The sequence below is a fragment of the Runella sp. SP2 genome, from assembly GCF_003711225.1.
Classification (GTDB): domain Bacteria; phylum Bacteroidota; class Bacteroidia; order Cytophagales; family Spirosomataceae; genus Runella.
The window spans coordinates 4111693-4127931 of sequence record NZ_CP031030.1; the positions used below are offsets into that span (position 1 = coordinate 4111693).

Annotated in this window: 16 protein-coding genes; 9 read left to right on the forward strand and 7 right to left on the reverse strand. The window is 46.0% G+C overall.

Annotated features, from left to right (window positions below):
* The first annotated feature begins 2 nt into the window (after window positions 1-2).
* Both DTQ70_RS16305 and DTQ70_RS16310 read left to right on the forward strand, forming a co-directional pair.
* Window positions 3-380: a nuclear transport factor 2 family protein gene (locus tag DTQ70_RS16305; RefSeq protein WP_122931794.1), complete on the forward strand. Its 378-nt coding sequence runs from the start codon at window positions 3-5 to the stop codon at window positions 378-380.
* 222 nt (window positions 381-602) lie between these two features.
* Window positions 603-1151 (forward strand): C40 family peptidase, encoded by a 549-nt coding sequence (locus DTQ70_RS16310; RefSeq protein WP_122931795.1) that lies wholly within the window; start codon window positions 603-605, stop codon window positions 1149-1151.
* Here the strand turns inward: DTQ70_RS16310 and DTQ70_RS16315 are convergent.
* On the reverse strand, window positions 1148-2374 hold the full coding sequence (locus tag DTQ70_RS16315; RefSeq protein WP_122934440.1) for an NAD(P)/FAD-dependent oxidoreductase: 1227 nt from the start codon (window positions 2372-2374) through the stop codon (window positions 1148-1150). The two genes, DTQ70_RS16310 and DTQ70_RS16315, sit on opposite strands and share 4 nt — an antisense overlap.
* A gap of 130 nt (window positions 2375-2504) precedes the next feature.
* Here DTQ70_RS16315 and DTQ70_RS16320 point away from each other — a divergent pair, with 130 nt between their 5' ends.
* Window positions 2505-3578 carry a DNA/RNA non-specific endonuclease gene (locus DTQ70_RS16320; protein WP_122931796.1) on the forward strand — a complete coding sequence of 358 codons (1074 nt, stop codon included), beginning with the start codon at window positions 2505-2507 and terminating at the stop codon, window positions 3576-3578.
* On the opposite strand, the gene DTQ70_RS16325 is transcribed toward DTQ70_RS16320, so the two are convergent.
* The 3 genes from DTQ70_RS16325 to DTQ70_RS16335 form a co-directional block, all read right to left on the reverse strand.
* Window positions 3568-4296, reverse strand: coding sequence for a carbon-nitrogen hydrolase family protein (locus DTQ70_RS16325; RefSeq protein WP_122931797.1), 729 nt, complete (start codon window positions 4294-4296; stop codon window positions 3568-3570). The two genes, DTQ70_RS16320 and DTQ70_RS16325, sit on opposite strands and share 11 nt — an antisense overlap.
* A gap of 12 nt (window positions 4297-4308) precedes the next feature.
* Window positions 4309-5103, reverse strand: coding sequence for an N-acetylmuramoyl-L-alanine amidase-like domain-containing protein (locus tag DTQ70_RS16330; RefSeq protein WP_122931798.1), 795 nt, complete (start codon window positions 5101-5103; stop codon window positions 4309-4311).
* 193 nt (window positions 5104-5296) lie between these two features.
* A complete protein-coding gene (locus DTQ70_RS16335) occupies window positions 5297-5716 on the reverse strand; it encodes an OsmC family protein (protein WP_122931799.1) in 420 nt (139 codons plus the stop codon).
* A 187-nt stretch (window positions 5717-5903) separates the two neighbouring features.
* Here DTQ70_RS16335 and DTQ70_RS16340 point away from each other — a divergent pair, with 187 nt between their 5' ends.
* The 5 genes from DTQ70_RS16340 to DTQ70_RS16360 are packed head-to-tail and all read left to right on the forward strand — an operon-like array spanning window position 5904 to window position 10685.
* Window positions 5904-6665, forward strand: a complete 762-nt coding sequence (locus DTQ70_RS16340; protein ID WP_122931800.1) for a hypothetical protein — start codon at window positions 5904-5906, stop codon at window positions 6663-6665.
* A complete protein-coding gene (locus tag DTQ70_RS16345; protein ID WP_164490078.1) occupies window positions 6662-7708 on the forward strand; it encodes an SGNH/GDSL hydrolase family protein in 1047 nt (348 codons plus the stop codon). The genes DTQ70_RS16340 and DTQ70_RS16345 overlap by 4 nt, the downstream gene beginning before the upstream one ends.
* Complete coding sequence (gene lipA / locus DTQ70_RS16350; RefSeq protein ID WP_122931802.1) at window positions 7705-8583, forward strand: lipoyl synthase; 879 nt, start codon at window positions 7705-7707, stop codon at window positions 8581-8583. The genes DTQ70_RS16345 and lipA overlap by 4 nt, the downstream gene beginning before the upstream one ends.
* Before the next feature lie 29 nt (window positions 8584-8612).
* On the forward strand, window positions 8613-9770 hold the full coding sequence (locus DTQ70_RS16355) for a lycopene cyclase family protein (RefSeq protein ID WP_122931803.1): 1158 nt from the start codon (window positions 8613-8615) through the stop codon (window positions 9768-9770).
* A 36-nt stretch (window positions 9771-9806) separates the two neighbouring features.
* Window positions 9807-10685 carry a pirin family protein gene (locus tag DTQ70_RS16360; RefSeq protein ID WP_122931804.1) on the forward strand — a complete coding sequence of 293 codons (879 nt, stop codon included), beginning with the start codon at window positions 9807-9809 and terminating at the stop codon, window positions 10683-10685.
* A gap of 186 nt (window positions 10686-10871) precedes the next feature.
* Here the strand turns inward: DTQ70_RS16360 and DTQ70_RS16370 are convergent, their stop codons facing one another.
* Genes DTQ70_RS16370 through DTQ70_RS16380 form a run of 3 tightly spaced genes read right to left on the reverse strand, consistent with a single transcriptional unit; the run spans window position 10872 to window position 13488 of the window.
* Window positions 10872-11585: a glucosamine-6-phosphate deaminase gene (locus tag DTQ70_RS16370; RefSeq protein WP_122931805.1), complete on the reverse strand. Its 714-nt coding sequence runs from the start codon at window positions 11583-11585 to the stop codon at window positions 10872-10874.
* Complete coding sequence (locus DTQ70_RS16375) at window positions 11566-12294, reverse strand: hypothetical protein (protein ID WP_122931806.1); 729 nt, start codon at window positions 12292-12294, stop codon at window positions 11566-11568. The genes DTQ70_RS16370 and DTQ70_RS16375 overlap by 20 nt, the downstream gene beginning before the upstream one ends.
* Before the next feature lie 42 nt (window positions 12295-12336).
* Complete coding sequence (locus DTQ70_RS16380; protein WP_122931807.1) at window positions 12337-13488, reverse strand: acyltransferase family protein; 1152 nt, start codon at window positions 13486-13488, stop codon at window positions 12337-12339.
* Between the two features lie 196 nt (window positions 13489-13684).
* Between DTQ70_RS16380 and DTQ70_RS16385 the strand changes: the two genes are divergently transcribed.
* Window positions 13685-16210 (forward strand): heavy metal translocating P-type ATPase metal-binding domain-containing protein, encoded by a 2526-nt coding sequence (locus DTQ70_RS16385; protein ID WP_122931808.1) that lies wholly within the window; start codon window positions 13685-13687, stop codon window positions 16208-16210.
* Window positions 16211-16239: the final 29 nt, after the last annotated feature.

The following is a 16239-nucleotide window of genomic DNA, read 5'->3' on the forward strand; positions in this document are numbered from 1 at the left end:
CTATGCAAGAACGCGAACAAATCATACAGGCGTACGTCGAAGCCTACAACCAATTTGACGTAGAAGGGATGTTGGCTCACCTCGACGAAAATGTGCAGTTTGAGAACGTTGCCAATGGCGAAGTCAATCTTCATTTAGAAGGGAAAGAGGCCATTCGTCAGCAAGCAGAGCAGTCAAAAGGCTATTTTTCAGAACGTTGCCAAACCATCATGTCTTTCAAACACGAAAATGACTCTTGTGAAATTGAAGTGGATTACGAAGCCGTTTTGGCCATGGATTTACCAATGGGACTCAAAAAAGGCGACAGAATTCAGTTAGAAGGCCGCTCTATTTTCCAATTTAAAAACGACAAAATCATCGCCCTGACGGATATTAGCTGATGTTTGGTTTTTAGTTGAGGGTTTGGGGTTTCATTGCCTCTTCACATTTTAGAAGCGGTTTTAGACTTCTCCTATCGTCGAGGTGACAAAGCCCCTTTACCAATTTGCCCATTTACCATTTGCCCCTTACTCTTTGCGCCCTTGCCCATTTGATTAATTCCCCTTTCACACGCTATTTCATTTATTCTTACGTTATTTTTGTAAATCCTAACCCAGTACGGAATGACGCGTTTTGTAGGCATAATTTTAGTCGCTTTTTTTGGTTTGTTGGTGAGTGCTTGTGCCGTGTTCAAGTCATCGCCTCCGCCTGCTAGAACAACCACCAAAACACCTGCTACCAAACGTCCCCTACTGACCAAACCCAAAGGCGCTTACCAAAATTACGTGCGCGACATCGTGCGCACGGCTCGTGCTTACACAGGCACGCCTTACCGCAGCGGCGGCAACGACCGCAAAGGCATCGATTGCTCAGGGTTGATTTGCTCGGTTTATACCGAAGTGGGGCTCAAAGTTCCGCGCATCTCGTGGCAGCAAGCCGAGTTTGGCACCGAAATCGAAGAAGTACACGACATCCGTCCTGGCGACTGGATTTTCTACGTACCCGATGCGGGCAAGGCAGGCTACGTTTCGCACGTGGGCATTGTGACGGAAGTGCACGGCAAAAACGACATTCTATTCATTCATGCTTCGTCGTCCAAGGGTGTCCGCGAAGACAACCTCTTTTCTAAGTACTTCAAAAACCGTTTTGTGAAGGCCATGCGGCCGTTTTAACCCCCAATATTCCGCCCCGCAATCACTCCCGTAGTCCAAGCAGCTTGGAAGTTATACCCGCCTGTGATGCCATCAACATCAAGCACTTCACCCGCAAAAAATAACCCACGGACGTGGCGGCTTTCGAGGGTTTTGGGATGGAGATTGGCTAAATTGACGCCCCCGCAGGTCACAAATTCATCTTTAAACGTGGTTTTTCCCTGCACTTCCAACTGAAAATTGGTCAGTTGCTCTACCAAGCGGTGGAGGTTTTTGGCGGGCAAATCGGCCCAGCGCATGGTATCGGGGATATTGGCGAGCTCGACCAATTGTTTCCAAAGGCGCTGTGGTATTCCAAAGGGGGCTTGGGTTGGAACAAATTTCCCTTTCCACTGCACGTCGCGCTGCATGGAGGTCAGTTGCTCTTGTACTTCGTTCGGCTTCTGGTTGGTAAAGTTGATTAAGGAGATAAATTGGTAATTTTTAGAAGCCAACTCCCGCGCGCCCCAAGCCGACAAACGCAGTACCGCAGGCCCACTTACGCCCCAATGCGTAAACAACATCGGCCCCGCTTCGGTCAGTTTACTTCCCGCCAATTTTACGCCTACTTTCCCTACCGATACTCCCATCAGGTCTTTCAAGGGCAATTTGGGTGCATTGAAAGTAAACAAAGAAGGCACGGGCGTTTCGATTTCTAACCCCAACGTAGCCAACCAATCGTAGCCCGACAACTGCGGATGCCCTCCCGAAGTCACCAAAACTCTATTTACTTTCAGCTCTTCTCCCGACTGAAACCTTAGCAGAAACTGCTCTCCATCAGCCACAATGGCGTTGACGCCCGCACTCGTGCGCACCTCCACGCCCGCCCGCTGCGCCGCTTGTTGCAAACAGTCGATAATCGTTTCGGAACTGTCAGTCGTGGGAAACATCCGCCCGTCGGGTTCGGTTTTGAGGGCGACGCCTCGGCTTTCAAACCACTGAATGGTGTGTTGATTGTTGAAAATTTCAAACAGCGGTCGTAAAAACTTTGCGCCGCGCGGATAGCCTTTCACCAGTTCGGGGAGCGATGGCGCAGCATTAGTGACGTTGCAACGGCCCCCGCCCGACACCTTTACTTTACTCAGGACGTTGCGGCTTTTTTCAAAAATAGTCACCTTGGCGGTGGGAAAAGTCTCGGCGGCGGTGATGGCGCCCATAAATCCAGCGGCCCCGCCGCCAATAACTGCGATGTGTAGTGATTGCACGTTTTGTTGGTCTAATATCGGCTCGAAAGTGCGGAAACTTTTGGGAAGTTCAAAAAAAACGTTGCGTTGTTCGACCTTCTGTACCGTTCTTTGCGTTTTATACCAAAAAACAGAGAACAAACATTTCAGCATGTATTATCGAAAAGGCTTGCGTTGGGGAAACACCCTGATTTTGTTATTTACTTTTATTGCCATCGGGCTGGTGCTTCATTACCGTGGCCGTACCAAACCGCTAGTTTCGTTTTGGAACGACGTAAAAAGTGTATTTATATACCAAGAACGCTCCTCGGATAGAAATAACCCCTACAAAAACCCTGAACCTACCAGCACGGCCTCCGACGACCGAACGTCGTATGAGGATGTAGCCTCGGACGACCGTACCGCTTCTAGCAAAGATGACCGTAGTTTATTAGAAAAAGAAGGAATTTCTTCACGCTCCGAAAGCACTACCTCTTCTGACGACGATGAACCTGAACCTACTTCTTCCAATGCAGGCGATTATTCAAAAACAAAGGATTTTGGTTTACCCGCCATTGGTTCCAACGACCAAATCATCCGCCACCACCGCATCACGCTTCGGTACCGCGAACAATACGAGCAAGCCGATTGGGTCGCCTATAAATTGCTGGGCGACGAAGCCCGCGCGTACCTTTCTCGCGATGGCAACAAGTTTGTCCCCGACCCGCTCGTAAAAACAGGTTCGGCTACGCACGCTGATTATACGCGCTCGGGCTACGACCGTGGGCACTTAGCACCTGCGGGCGATTTTAATATTTCGCCCGACGATAAGCAAGAAACGTTTTACATGAGCAACATCAGTCCGCAAGTGGGTGATTTTAACCGTGGGATTTGGAACGATTTGGAGCAAAAGTTTCGTCAATGGGCGCAGCGCGACGAAGAATTGTACATTGTTACGGGACCCGTTTTAAAACCTGGTTTACCTACCATTGGTAAAAACAATGAAATTGCCGTTCCCGAAATGTATTATAAAATTGCATTGTGCCTCACCGACCGCCAACCGCGCATGATTGGGTTTCTGATGAAGAATGAGTTTTCGAGCGAAAACCTTAAAACATTTGTGGTCAGTGTGGATGAAATTGAGCGCCTCACGGGCATTGATTTTTTTCCTAAACTTCCCGACGCACTGGAGAAAAAACTGGAAAGCTCAACGACGACTCAAGGCTGGTTTTCGGCTAGAAATTAATTCTGACATCGACTTCGTGGGTTTTGGTATCGACCACCAAAACCCCTTCCGTTTCATCGTCAAGCTGTTTTAGTAATCCTTCGGGTGACCAAGCTGCACTTTTCCCAATTCCTACAAAATCTTCGCACGGCCCCAAACAATTGGCAATCAACACCGTCATTGAATGCTCTTTCGCTAATTTGGAAAGAATTTCCGCCGATTTTTCCATGCCCGATGCGGTTTTAGCTACGCTGGCTACGTAAACTTTTGCCCCGCTGTCGATCGCACATTGGGCATGTTCTGCCACCGACAACTCATAACAAATCGCTAGCGCAACCGACTCGCCGTTTACCTCAATCGTTGGGAAATTTTCACCACTGACAAAAAACGGCTCTTCGTCGGCGTGAAGGTATTTTTTGGAATAAACCAAACGCGTTTGATACGGTCGAAACAACACCAAACTGATGTGTACGCCAGCCGCACTTCGGGTGGGCATCCCTACCCCAATTGTCATGCGATGTAGGTTACTCAGTTCTTGAAATTCCTCCAACGACGCATCGTCACTCTCCACCGCCAGACTTTCGGCCAAAAGCGGCTCGTAATTAGTCAACGACAATTCAGGAAACACTAGGAAATCTGCTTGTTTCTCCGCCGCAAGCGCCACAAAACGCAGGTGCTTTTCTTTGTTTTGGGCAATATTTCCTTTGAGCGATTTTAATTGTGCTACTGCAATTTTCATAAAAAACTAAGCTTATTTAATGCGTAAAACCACAATTCCGCTGTGCTTTTTGACCCGTTGAAGGTAATCTGACAAGGTTTCAGTCGCCAAAATCACTTTTTTAGTTTCGAGCGAAGCATGCAACAAATACGCTCGGCCGTTGCGTTTTACCACAAATCCTTCGTGGTTAAAATCCAATCCCTCAATGCCCGATGTGATGCCAACGATGTCACCGTCTTGTAGTTTTGGTTCAATGCTTTCTACCTCTTTTTTGGGAAGATAATGCCACGATTTGCCTGACAGCTTTGCCTCCACTTCTTGGGTCGTCTGAAAGTCTTTTTCTTCGGCCAAACCCGCATAAGCCGAGCGGTGCGACGTCATAAAATTGATGGAAGGTTGAATTTTTGTCCCTCCTAATTCTTCCGTCACATCGTCAAAAAGTCCCTTGGCTTCGCCCTGAATTTTCCATTCCAAAAAATAATGCAAACGCGAACCGTAGCCATCAATGATGCCGTTTCGGTAACGCATTTGCACCAATTGATTTTGGAACTGCATGTAAGATTTTTGGTGGTGACGGGCATGAGTTATTGCCAACACCGACTCCACAAAAGTATAACAGTCAAATTCTCGAAGGTTACACACCAAGTTTTCGGGCGAACGCTCTAGGGTATGCGCTACGTAGGGAGTTCCCACAAAACTTTTAGCCACTGCTATAGCCGTAGCGGTTTTTGTGGTTCCTTTCTCAACTTGAATTTTTTCCGCAAAAATGGTCTGATTCAAGTCAATAACGACCCATATTCCCAAAAATAAACTCAGTAGCGTCTTCATTTTTTTGTTTACTATTTGTGCTGTGTTGGGTTTACTGTTCGTGTGGGGGGTTGCTCACAACCCGTTTATCGTGCTAAGGGTTGCTCACAACCCGGCTACCTTACAATCGTCGGGTTGTGAGCAACCCTCCACACACAGAAAGCAACCCTCTCCACAAACGTGCGCAACCCTCCACACACACATGAGCAACCCTCTATCCCACCTTCCATTCAAAAGTGATGGCTTGCTCAATGTCTGGATGTAAGCTCAGTGCTACGGGGCAAGTGTACGCCGCTCTCTCCAATTTGGCTTTTTCAGCCTCGCTTAGCTCCGTGCCTGTGAGCATCGACAGCTTCACTTCTACTTTCGCAATTTTACGCGGAGGCTCCGCCGACATTCCTTTCGTGATTTCCATTTGTGAACCTTTCAAGTCGATTTCATCACGACGGGCTACAATCCCCATGATGGTCATCATACAGCTTCCCAAAGCAGCCGCCACAAGGTCGGTGGGAGAAAACGCTTCTCCTTTTCCATTATTGTCGGTGGGAGCATCAGTTATAATAGTAGTACCCGACTGTAAATGAACAGCTTCGGTGCGCAATTCTCCGAGGTAGGTGGTTTGTACGGTTGGCATTGTTATCTAGTTATAAGGTGTATTGATGTGCAATTTACGGTTTATGAAAAAAATCTGAACCACTCGTACCCGAAAATAGTTTATCTTGCACACTTACAAACGCAACTTTTTTATACCTTTTCACGTAAGTTAACTTGACTATAACAGGTATTTTTGGTAGGTTTAAGTAAAATTTTTGGAAAGTCAGATGAAAGCTGTTTCGACCATAACCATCGCTTTGCTCTTGCTTGTACAAGCTGCATGGAGCCAACAACGCCGTACTAAAACCAATGCCGAAGAAGACGGCGAAGAAGAGTACAGTTCCATTACTACCTATGGAGTAACCACAAACACTAACTCAGGTTTGTTGGGTGGTTTTGTGTTTCGTCATTCTTCTCAAATCGACAAAGAGCTTTTTGGTCGCCATCAATACCGCTATTTAGGTCTTGAGCTTGTCAATGTTCGTCACCCGAAAGAATTGTCGCAGTCAAGCAATACAGGCGCACGTTTCACGCCTGGCAAACAGAACTATCTTTTTGTCTTACGTCCACAATATGGTCGTGAAATTATCTTGTCGAATCGCAACAACGACGAAGGAATTTCTATTAACGGTATTCTTGCCGCGGGTGTGTCACTCGGTATTTTGAAGCCCTATTATATCCAGTACCAAGTCCGTCCTGGCGTAGTTCGTACTGAAGCTTATGACCCCCTCAAACATACCGATTTGGGCAACATCCTTGGTTCAGGTAATATTCTTCAAGGCTTAGGTAATTCTACAATTATTCCTGGTATCAACGCCAAACTTGGCTTTAGTTTTGAGTTAAGCGCCTTCCGTAGCAACCTCACAGGCGTAGAAATTGGCTTCTTAACTGAGCTTTTTGGGAAAGCTCCCGTCATCATTCCTTTTGCCGAAAACCGTAGCTTATTTACCTCGGGCTACGTGACGTTGTTTTTTGGAAATAAAAAATGAAGTCCCTGTTTCAGAACGCTTTACTCTTTTTATTCTCTTGCATCGTCACTTTAGGGATTGTTGAAATGGGCATGAGGTTCTTTGCCAAAAAGGGCCTCAGTTACCTCCAATCTGATTCGTATTTGGGCTGGATTACCCAACGAAACGTCCGCTATGAGCTTACCAAAGTAGATGGCTGCGGGCAGCCCTATTCGCTTTCTTACACCACCAATCAAGACGGTTTTCGTCGGTTTGGTGATACAGCATCTACCCGTCCCAAAGTCCTTTTTATCGGCGACTCTTTCACCCAAGCCATTGATGCTTCCAATGATAGCACCTATTTTTCGCTCTTAGGAAAACAACTCTCTTTTGAAGTATTTGCCAACGGCACGGGCGGGCACGGCACGCTTCAAGAAGCCATGCAACTCGAACAAGTCATTGGCAAAATCAATCCCGACGTAGTAGTTCTTCAATTTTGCGAAAACGACTTTATCAATAACAGTTTTGACCTAGAAAAAGCGAGTATTTACCATAACAACCAACAGCGACGGCCCTATCTCAACCTCCAAGGAAAGATTTATTATGCCAATCCCGTTCAAAACTCCCTTGCCCGTTTTTTGGTCAATCACTCCAAGCTGCTTTCGTTCTTACTTCCTAAAATAAAGATTTTGCTCGAAGGCTCGCTCTCTCAAAAATCCGCTAATCAGGCTCAACATGAGGCATTTAACCCAAAACATTACCTTCAAGCAGAAAAAATAACTGACTTAGGCATTCAAAAAATTAAGTTAATTTGTAAAAAAAACAATGCCACACTCGTTAGCTTTCCCGTGGATGCACCGCTGCTTCGTCCCACCCAATCAAAAACACCCTACGAAGTCTTGATGCAACAAAATGGAATTGAGATACTTGGCAACGTACCAGAAGCGATTGCGAAACTAGAACGCGCTGGAATTTGTTGTCGAGCCAAGGATGAGGCGCATTGGAACCACCTCGGGCACCGAGTATGTGCCCAAGCCTTAATGAACCGTTTACAATTCGTGATAAATCACGCAAAAAAGCAATGATAGAACTTCCTGTTATCGCATCTGAGCGTAAAAAACGCCCCGATTGGCTAAGAGTTAAACTTCCGACTGGGCCAGAATACCGTAAAGTTCGGACGATTGTTGATACCAATAAGCTCCATACCATTTGTGAAAGTGGAAACTGCCCCAACATGGGCGAATGCTGGGGCGAAGGTACCGCTACGTTTATGATTTTGGGTAATGTCTGTACACGCAGTTGCTCGTTTTGTGCCGTAGCTACGGGCCGTCCCAACGAATATGATGCCGACGAACCGCGCCGCGTAGCAGAAGCCATCAAAACGATGGGCGTAAAACATGCCGTTATTACGTCGGTCAACCGCGATGAGTTGAAAGACCGTGGCGCCGAAATTTGGTACCAAACCGTCGTTTTGACCAAAGAACTCAGCCCCGCTACCACCATCGAAACCCTCATTCCAGATACCAAAAGCAACTGGGAAGCGCTTGAGCGCATGATTTCGGCAGGACAAGAAGTGGTGTCGCACAACGTAGAAACTGTGGCTCGGTTGTACCGTGCCGTACGTCCACAGGCCAAATACGAACGTAGTTTGGAACAAATCAAACGTACCAAAGCCTACGGAAAACGTACCAAATCGGGCATCATGCTTGGCTTGGGCGAAACCCAAGACGAAATGTTTAAAGCCATGGACGACTTAGTCGCGCACGGCTTAGACGTTCTTACGCTGGGTCAGTATTTGCAACCGACCAAAATGCACCATGAAGTGATTGAGTGGATTCACCCTGATACCTTTGCGATGTACCGCGAAGAAGGGCTCAAACGGGGCTTAAAATACGTGGAATCAGGGCCGCTGGTGCGTTCGAGCTACCACTCTGAACGCCACGTCAACGTGCCGATTTAAAACTCGAAGGCCACTATGAATAATAGTACATGCAAAACTACGACTTCATCATCGCAGGAGGGGGATTAGCAGGACTTAGTTTGGCCTATTACATGAACCAAACGGTACTGCGCGATAAATCCATCCTCATTATTGACCAAGACACCAAGTCCCAGAATGATCGGACTTGGTGTTATTGGGAAAAAGACCCTCAAAGTCCGTTTGATTCGATTGTGCATCGCCAGTGGAATCAAGTGTATTTTCATGGAACAAATTTTTCGTCGGCGCTTGAGCTTGGGCCTTATTCCTACAAATGGCTGCGGGGGATTGATTTTTATACGTTTGTCAAAACCGATTTAGCCAAAAACCCCAACATTACTTTTGTTCAAGAACGCATCGAACGAATCAAAGACACGCCTAACGGTGGTTTTATCATCACTGAAAATAACCAATACCTCGGTGGCTACGTCTTCGACAGCACCTATTCGTTGAAGCTCAATTTACCCGATTGCCATAACCTGCTGCAACATTTTAAAGGTTGGGAAATCGAAACTGACGTGCCAGTTTTCGACCCTAACTGCCCCGTGATGATGGATTATCGGGTGGAACAACGCGGCCTCGGTGTACGGTTTATGTATGTGTTGCCCGAAAGTCCAACGCGGGCAATGGTCGAATACACCATTTTTTCAGACAAACTTCTCCCCACAGCCGAATACGACGCCGAACTTCATGCTTACATCAAGGAGTTCCTAAAAATCAGCGATTTTCGGATTGAACACGAAGAATTTGGTGTCATTCCAATGACCGACGAACCTACGCCTTCGCTGGAGGGAGAACATGTTTTTCGCATTGGTACGGGAGGAGGCTACGTCAAAGCTTCGACGGGCTATGCGTTTCAGCGTACGCAGCGATTTACGCGTGAATTGGTCAAAAATTTGGTCACCATTGGAAAACCTCTTCCCCCAAAACGCTCCCTCAAAAAACGCTTTAAAGACCTGCTTGACAGCACCTTGCTAAACGTTCTTCTCAAAAGCCGTGCTTCGGGCAAAGAGGTATTTACCGCGCTTTATCAGAAAAATCCTACGCCGCGCTTATTTGCTTTTCTGGATGAAGACACTTCGCTCATGGACGATTTAAAAATCATGTCAACCGTTCCACTAAGTGCTTTTACCAAAGGCATCTTTGATGTTCTACGCAAAAAAATCTAAGCGGGAAGCTTCAACCAACCTATCATCTGGTAAATTATGTCAAACATCCGTTTAATCATAGAAGAACGAGCAGCCAGCATTGGCAACTTTATGGTAGGGCGGCTACTTCCTTTTCGCCAAAAAAGGTCGGTGGGGCCGTTTGTGTTTATTGACCACATGGGCCCCGTAAAAATGAGTGAGCGGGAAAATATGGATGTTTTACCTCACCCACATATTGGGCTTTCTACCCTAACTTTTTTATTTGAAGGAGCGATCCTCCACCGCGATAGTATTGGTAGTGAACTAGAAATACAACCTGGTGCAGTCAATTGGATGACGGCAGGCAGTGGGGTTGTGCATTCTGAGAGAACACCAGAACGGCTAAGAAATTCCTCCAAAAGTCTTCACGGTTTACAGATTTGGGTGGCTTTACCAAAAGAGTTGGAAGAAATATCACCTTCCTTTACCCACATTCCTGCCGAAGATATACCGCATTGGGAAGATGGCAATTTGTCATTTAAGCTAATTGCAGGCGAAGTATTTGGGCACACTTCGCCTGTTCCTGTTCATAGCCCTCTTTATTTTATTGAGATAAAAAGTAAAGAAGCAGCCCGTGTCAGCCTTGGCGATATACTTTATGGCGAAAGCGCTTTGTATATCCTTGATGGCTCCATTTCAAGCGAAGGAAATGTGTATGAACCAAAACAAATATTGATTGCCAAAGACACAAAACTTTGCACATTTAATATGGCTGCAAATTCTACAGTCTATATTTTTGGCGGAGAAGCATTTCCTGAGGAAAGATTTATTGATTGGAACTTCGTCTCATCAAGAAAAGAGCGATTGGCGCAAGCAAAGCAGGATTGGAAAAATCAAACTTTCCCTAAGATCTCGGGCGAAACTGACTTTGTTCCTTATCCAACATTTAAAATTTAAAAAACAATTCGACCATGACTATTGAACAATTTAACAGAGAATCCAAAGGATTTTTTAAAGCATCGGAAGATGGCAAAGAGGCTGGTAGAAAAACTTAAAGATCATCCCTTTATGTCCGTTTGCCAAAAGTGTTTTTGACAAGAAAGAGGAGATAAGGGATGTTCTCTAGTAAATGAGGTATAAAACCTAAGCAGGATTAGCCGCCGCATCCACCCACAAATGGCTATTAGCGTGCAGTTTTAAGGCCGAAGCGGGTAGGTTTTCGCCTACGGGTTCGTTGAGGACGCGCTCAATAATGGCTTTTTTCTTCGCACCGTTGGCAATGACAATGGCTACTTTTGCCTCCAACACATGGCGCAGTCCCACCGTAATTCCTTGGGTTAATGGAGTGTTTGACTCAAAATATTTTTGCCCCACCGAAGCCGTTACCTCCTCTAAATCAGACACGTGCGCATAGGTATCAAACGACGTTCCAGGCTCGTTTAAACCTAAATGCCCGTTCATTCCAATTCCTACCATAATCACATCCAAGCCACCACGGCTTGCGATAAATTCATTGACGCGGTCGCATTCAGCGGTCAAATCATCGGTGAGGCTATCAAAAAACGAAACGCGCTCGGCAGGTATGCCAAGAGGTTTAATCAACGGCCCGTCAATATACGAGCGGCAACTCCCAGGGTTGTCGGGTGAGATACCCACCCATTCGTCCAAACCCACAAAAGTCGCTTGGTCAAAATCGCCAGGCTGGGCTTTGGCTACAATTTTTTGGAAAGTCAACAACGGTGTTTCGCCCGAGGCCACACAAATCGTCGCCGTCGGTTTTTGGCGAACATAGTTCAAAATAAACTCAGAGGCGTGTTCTGAAAGGGCTTCGTAATCGTCAAATACGTGGTAATTCATGCGTTCTTTTTTCTAATTCAGTGATGAGTTGTTGGATGTGTTGGGGCGAAAATAGCTTTATTTTTCCTTTGTTTTGTTCGTTTCTGGGCAAATCAAAAAGTACAATCACTTCTTGTTCGGACGTTGTGACATGGCGACTGTATTTTTGCTCTTTAAACTGCCTAGCCCGTTCAGAATTGAGCATGACTGCCACTCGAAACGTTTTATTGAGGTACGTTAAAGTCAGATCTACTCCGTTGAAATAGTCGTCGCGCAAGGAATATTTCACCTCTTGAAACCGCCCTGATTCTTGGCAAAGTACAAAAAAATGAAAATCCCGAATCAGCGACGGAAAACTGCGCAACAACCTTGCTTTCACCGCATCGGCGTTGTAAATACGCCACGTCCCTTTCCGAAAATAGTGAATCCGAGTTTCGTCCAGTACCCCGAAATGTGCGCTTAGGTACTGCGTCCACAGTTCTTGCTCGGTAGGAAGTTGCCCTTTGAAGAACAAAAACTTATAAAACGCTAACGCAAAAGGCGGCAACTTTGCCTTTTCTACCTCTGCATCGCGCACAAGATTTTCGCCCGAATAGTTCAACGTTGCTACTTGCTGCTCAATCAACCCCGACGTCCACGTAATTTTCCGCTCATAAAGCACACTTTCTTTTTCTAATCGAATTTCGACCGTGGTGCCGTCGGCAAAAGTTTCGGGGAGCGGGTATTGCATAGGACTGAATGTTTAGCGTCTCTGACGCAAACTGCGAAACTATTACTTCAATCCAAAGAAGACGCGCAAAATTTTTATTCGCTTGATAATCAACCAATAAAGCCCTATACTAATAAGTAAAGACAACGTACTTACCAAAAGAAAACCAAGCCAAACGCCGATGTTATACTTTAGGATATAAAAACCAACGACGACAATGACGGTTTGGTGCAAGATGTAAAAAGGATAAACCGCCTCGTTGAGTTGGCTGAGCGCAGGATGCGGGCGGTTGAGGTATTGATAGCCGTAGGCGACAGTCGCTACGACCGAAAACCACGTCAAACAAAAAGCATTGATGTCCCAAACAACGTCGTACCAAGTCACATCGTCCCACTCAGGATAAACGAATCTACGTAAGATGTATAAAGTATATAAAACAATCGTCGAAAGTAGCGTAGCACGGCCATACATACGACGTTGGCGCGCCATTTCTTCCCAAAGTACCCGCCGACTTACCAACAAATACCCACCCCAAAATAGCAATAAATTAAACGTAAAATACGCCCAATCGTCCACCAGTGCGTGAGTTTCGTCGGGGAAATACGGTTTGAGCGCCACTTGACTCACAATCAACACCAATGCGTAGCCCAATGCACCGCCTTTGTAAGAAACCCATTTTTCGATCGTCTGACCAAAACGTTCGCCTTGGGGAGTTTTTAACCAATGAAATAAAGGAATGCTACCAAGAGAATACAAAAACAAATAGGCAACAAACCATAAGTGATGCCAGCTAAAACTTCCTTTGGGATAGGCAACAAAGTCAAATACGGTTCGATAAAAATCGGCGTAAGAAGCAAAGTGAATTCCGTTAAAAATTCGTTCGTAATAAATTTGGGGAGGCACAACGACGAACATCCCAAAAACGAGCGGTATAAACAATCGCTTTACTCGCTCAGACGCATACCCACCCAACGAACGCGTACGAAGAGCAAAGTAAGTACCCGCACCCGAAATAAAAAACAACAGTGGCATCCGCCAATAATGCAACCAAATCATCACCCAGCGCATGACTTCGCTTTTTTCGGTGCTTTTGATGTGCCAATCCCAAGGCACGTAAATCATCCCGACGTGGTAATAGAGCAAAATAATGATACAAATAACCCGCAGCCAATCGAGGTCATAGCGGCGGAGTGAAGAAGATGAGGGTGTTTTCATAGATGTTTATTTTTGGGACAAAACAACCTCATTCCGCCCATATCCTCCCTATTTGCCGTTAAAATCGAAGTTCGTTCTTATCGGGAAGTATGAAAACCCGTAAATCCTGACCAATATTAGCCCCCAAAACTGACTTTGGTCATATCCTTCCGCTCGGTTGTGTTGCATTTTTGACTAATTACAAAATGCCCATCCTATGTCGCAATCTATTTCACCCGTCGTAGAAGTTCAATGTTACCACTGCGGCGCCGACTGCGAAGACCACGTCATCGTGCATGACGATAAGCCGTTTTGCTGCGAAGGTTGCAAAACCGTTTATGAACTTCTTCAAGAAAATCAACTCTGCAACTACTACGACCTGACGCAAAACCCAGGCGTATCGCCCGATAAAAATTACTACGCAGGCAAATACGCGTACTTAGACCTGTCCGAAGTTCACGATAAAATCATTGAATTTACCGACGGTCGCCAAACGCACGTCAACTGGTTTTTTCCTCAAATGCACTGTAGTTCGTGCGTGTATTTGTTGGAAAATCTCCACCGCTTGCACGAAGGCGTGATTTCGTCGTTGGTAAATTTCCCCGAAAAGAAAGCCCGTGTTGTTATCGACGAACAAAAAATTAGCCTTAGCAAACTTGCCGAGTTACTTACTTACATCGGCTACGAACCTTATATTAGTTTGCAAGACATCGAAGCACAACAAGCTCCCAAAACCAACCGTACGCGTTTGTACAAAATCGGGATTGCGGGTTTTGCTTTTGGCAACGTCATGATGATGAGTTTCCCCGATTATTTTGGGTTGGGCGATACGCATCTGGACCACCATTTACAAACGATGTTTAGTGTATTCAGTGTGGTATTGGCTTTGCCCGTATTTTTTTACAGCGCTTCCGACTTCTTCGTTTCGGCTTGGAAATCCATCCGCGAACGCTTCCTCAACATTGATGCGCCTATCGCATTGGCTATTTTGGTCACTTTCGTGCGGAGTTTGTACGAAATTGGCACCCAAACGGGCGTCGGTTACCTCGACTCCATGACGGGCATTGTGTTTTTTATGTTGTTGGGTCGGTATTTTCAAGACAAAACGTACTCCGCTATTTCGTTCGACCGCGATTATAAGTCCTACTTTCCAGTAGCAGTGACGTTATTGAGCAGAGGACAAAGGGCGAAGGGCGAGGGGCAAGGGGCAGCAGACTTCCCTTCTGTCATACCGACGAAGGAGGTATCTAACACAAATAACCAATCCCCAGTCACCAATCACCAATTATTAGTAACCGACTTACAGCCTGGCGACCAGATTTTGATTCGTAATAAAGAATTGATTCCTGCTGATGTACGCCTTGTGAGCGAACGCGCGATGATTGATTACAGTTTTGTTTCGGGGGAATCTACGCCCATTGAAAAAACGCGTAATGAACTCATTTATGCAGGTGGCCGCCAAATCGGGGGAGCGATTGAGGTCGAAGTGACCAAGCGGGTATCTCAAAGTTATCTGACGCAGCTTTGGAACAACGACTCGGCCACGCAACAACAGCAAAATGCCCAACAAACGATGGTGGGTAAAATCAATTATTACTTTTCGTGGGCGTTGTTGTTCTTAGGATTTGGGGCTTTGGCGTACTGGGCCGTTTTGGGCGATTTACCAAGAGGCATCAACGCCATTACGACGATTTTGATTGTGGCCTGTCCTTGTGCGCTGTTACTTTCCGATACGTTTACCAACGGTAATATGTTGGGTATGTTTGGATCGAATAAACTGTACCTCAAAAACGCCCAAATCATTGAAAATCTGTCTAAAATCGATACGGTTGTTTTTGATAAAACAGGAACACTTACGTTGCCTGACGCAGCTCACGTTCAATTTATTGGCAAACCACTTACGCACATTCAACAACGAATCGTCCGTACCCTTTGCGAGCAATCGTCGCACCCGTTGAGCCGATTGATTGCCAAGTCGTTACAGCACGTTCCGCACGAACAAATGGTAAGTGATTTTCAGGAAATAGAAGGAAAAGGCGTTGAGGGAAAGCTAGGCGAGTATGTTACGGTACGGCTAGGCTCTGCGACGTTTGTTTCTAATGATAGTCAAGAAGTTACTCCACTTCAAGACAGCAACAGCAGCCACGTTTATTTTTCATTTGATGGCAAAGTATTGGGTTATTTTGACATTCAAAGCCAGTACCGCGACAACCTCGTTGATACCCTCAAAAGTCTGAAACAAAAAAATTACAACACCTATTTATTGTCGGGCGACAAGCCTACCGACGTCGAAATGTTGAGTGAATTATTTGGTTCGCTCAAGCAGCTAAATTTCAATCAAAAACCCGACGATAAACTTCGATTTATTGAGAAGTTACAACAACAAGGCCACAAAGTCTTGATGGTAGGCGATGGCCTGAACGATGCGGGGGCACTCATCAAAAGCGACGTAGGCATTGCCGTTTCCGACAACATCAACAACTTTTCACCCGCTTGCGATGGGATTTTGGAAGGAAGTCAACTTTCAAAGCTACCTCAGTTTGTTCGCCTAGCCCAAGCAGGCCGCAACATTGTGATTCAGAGCTTTATCATTTCGGTGGTGTACAACATCATTGGGTTAAGTTTTGCCCTTACGGGAAATCTTTCGCCCGTCATTGCCGCGATTTTGATGCCCGCCAGTTCGATTTCGATTGTCTTGTTTACCACGATTTCCAGCCGCATCGCCGCTTTGCGGAGGTTGTGAGGAAGGAGACGGGCTACCTCTTTAAAAAG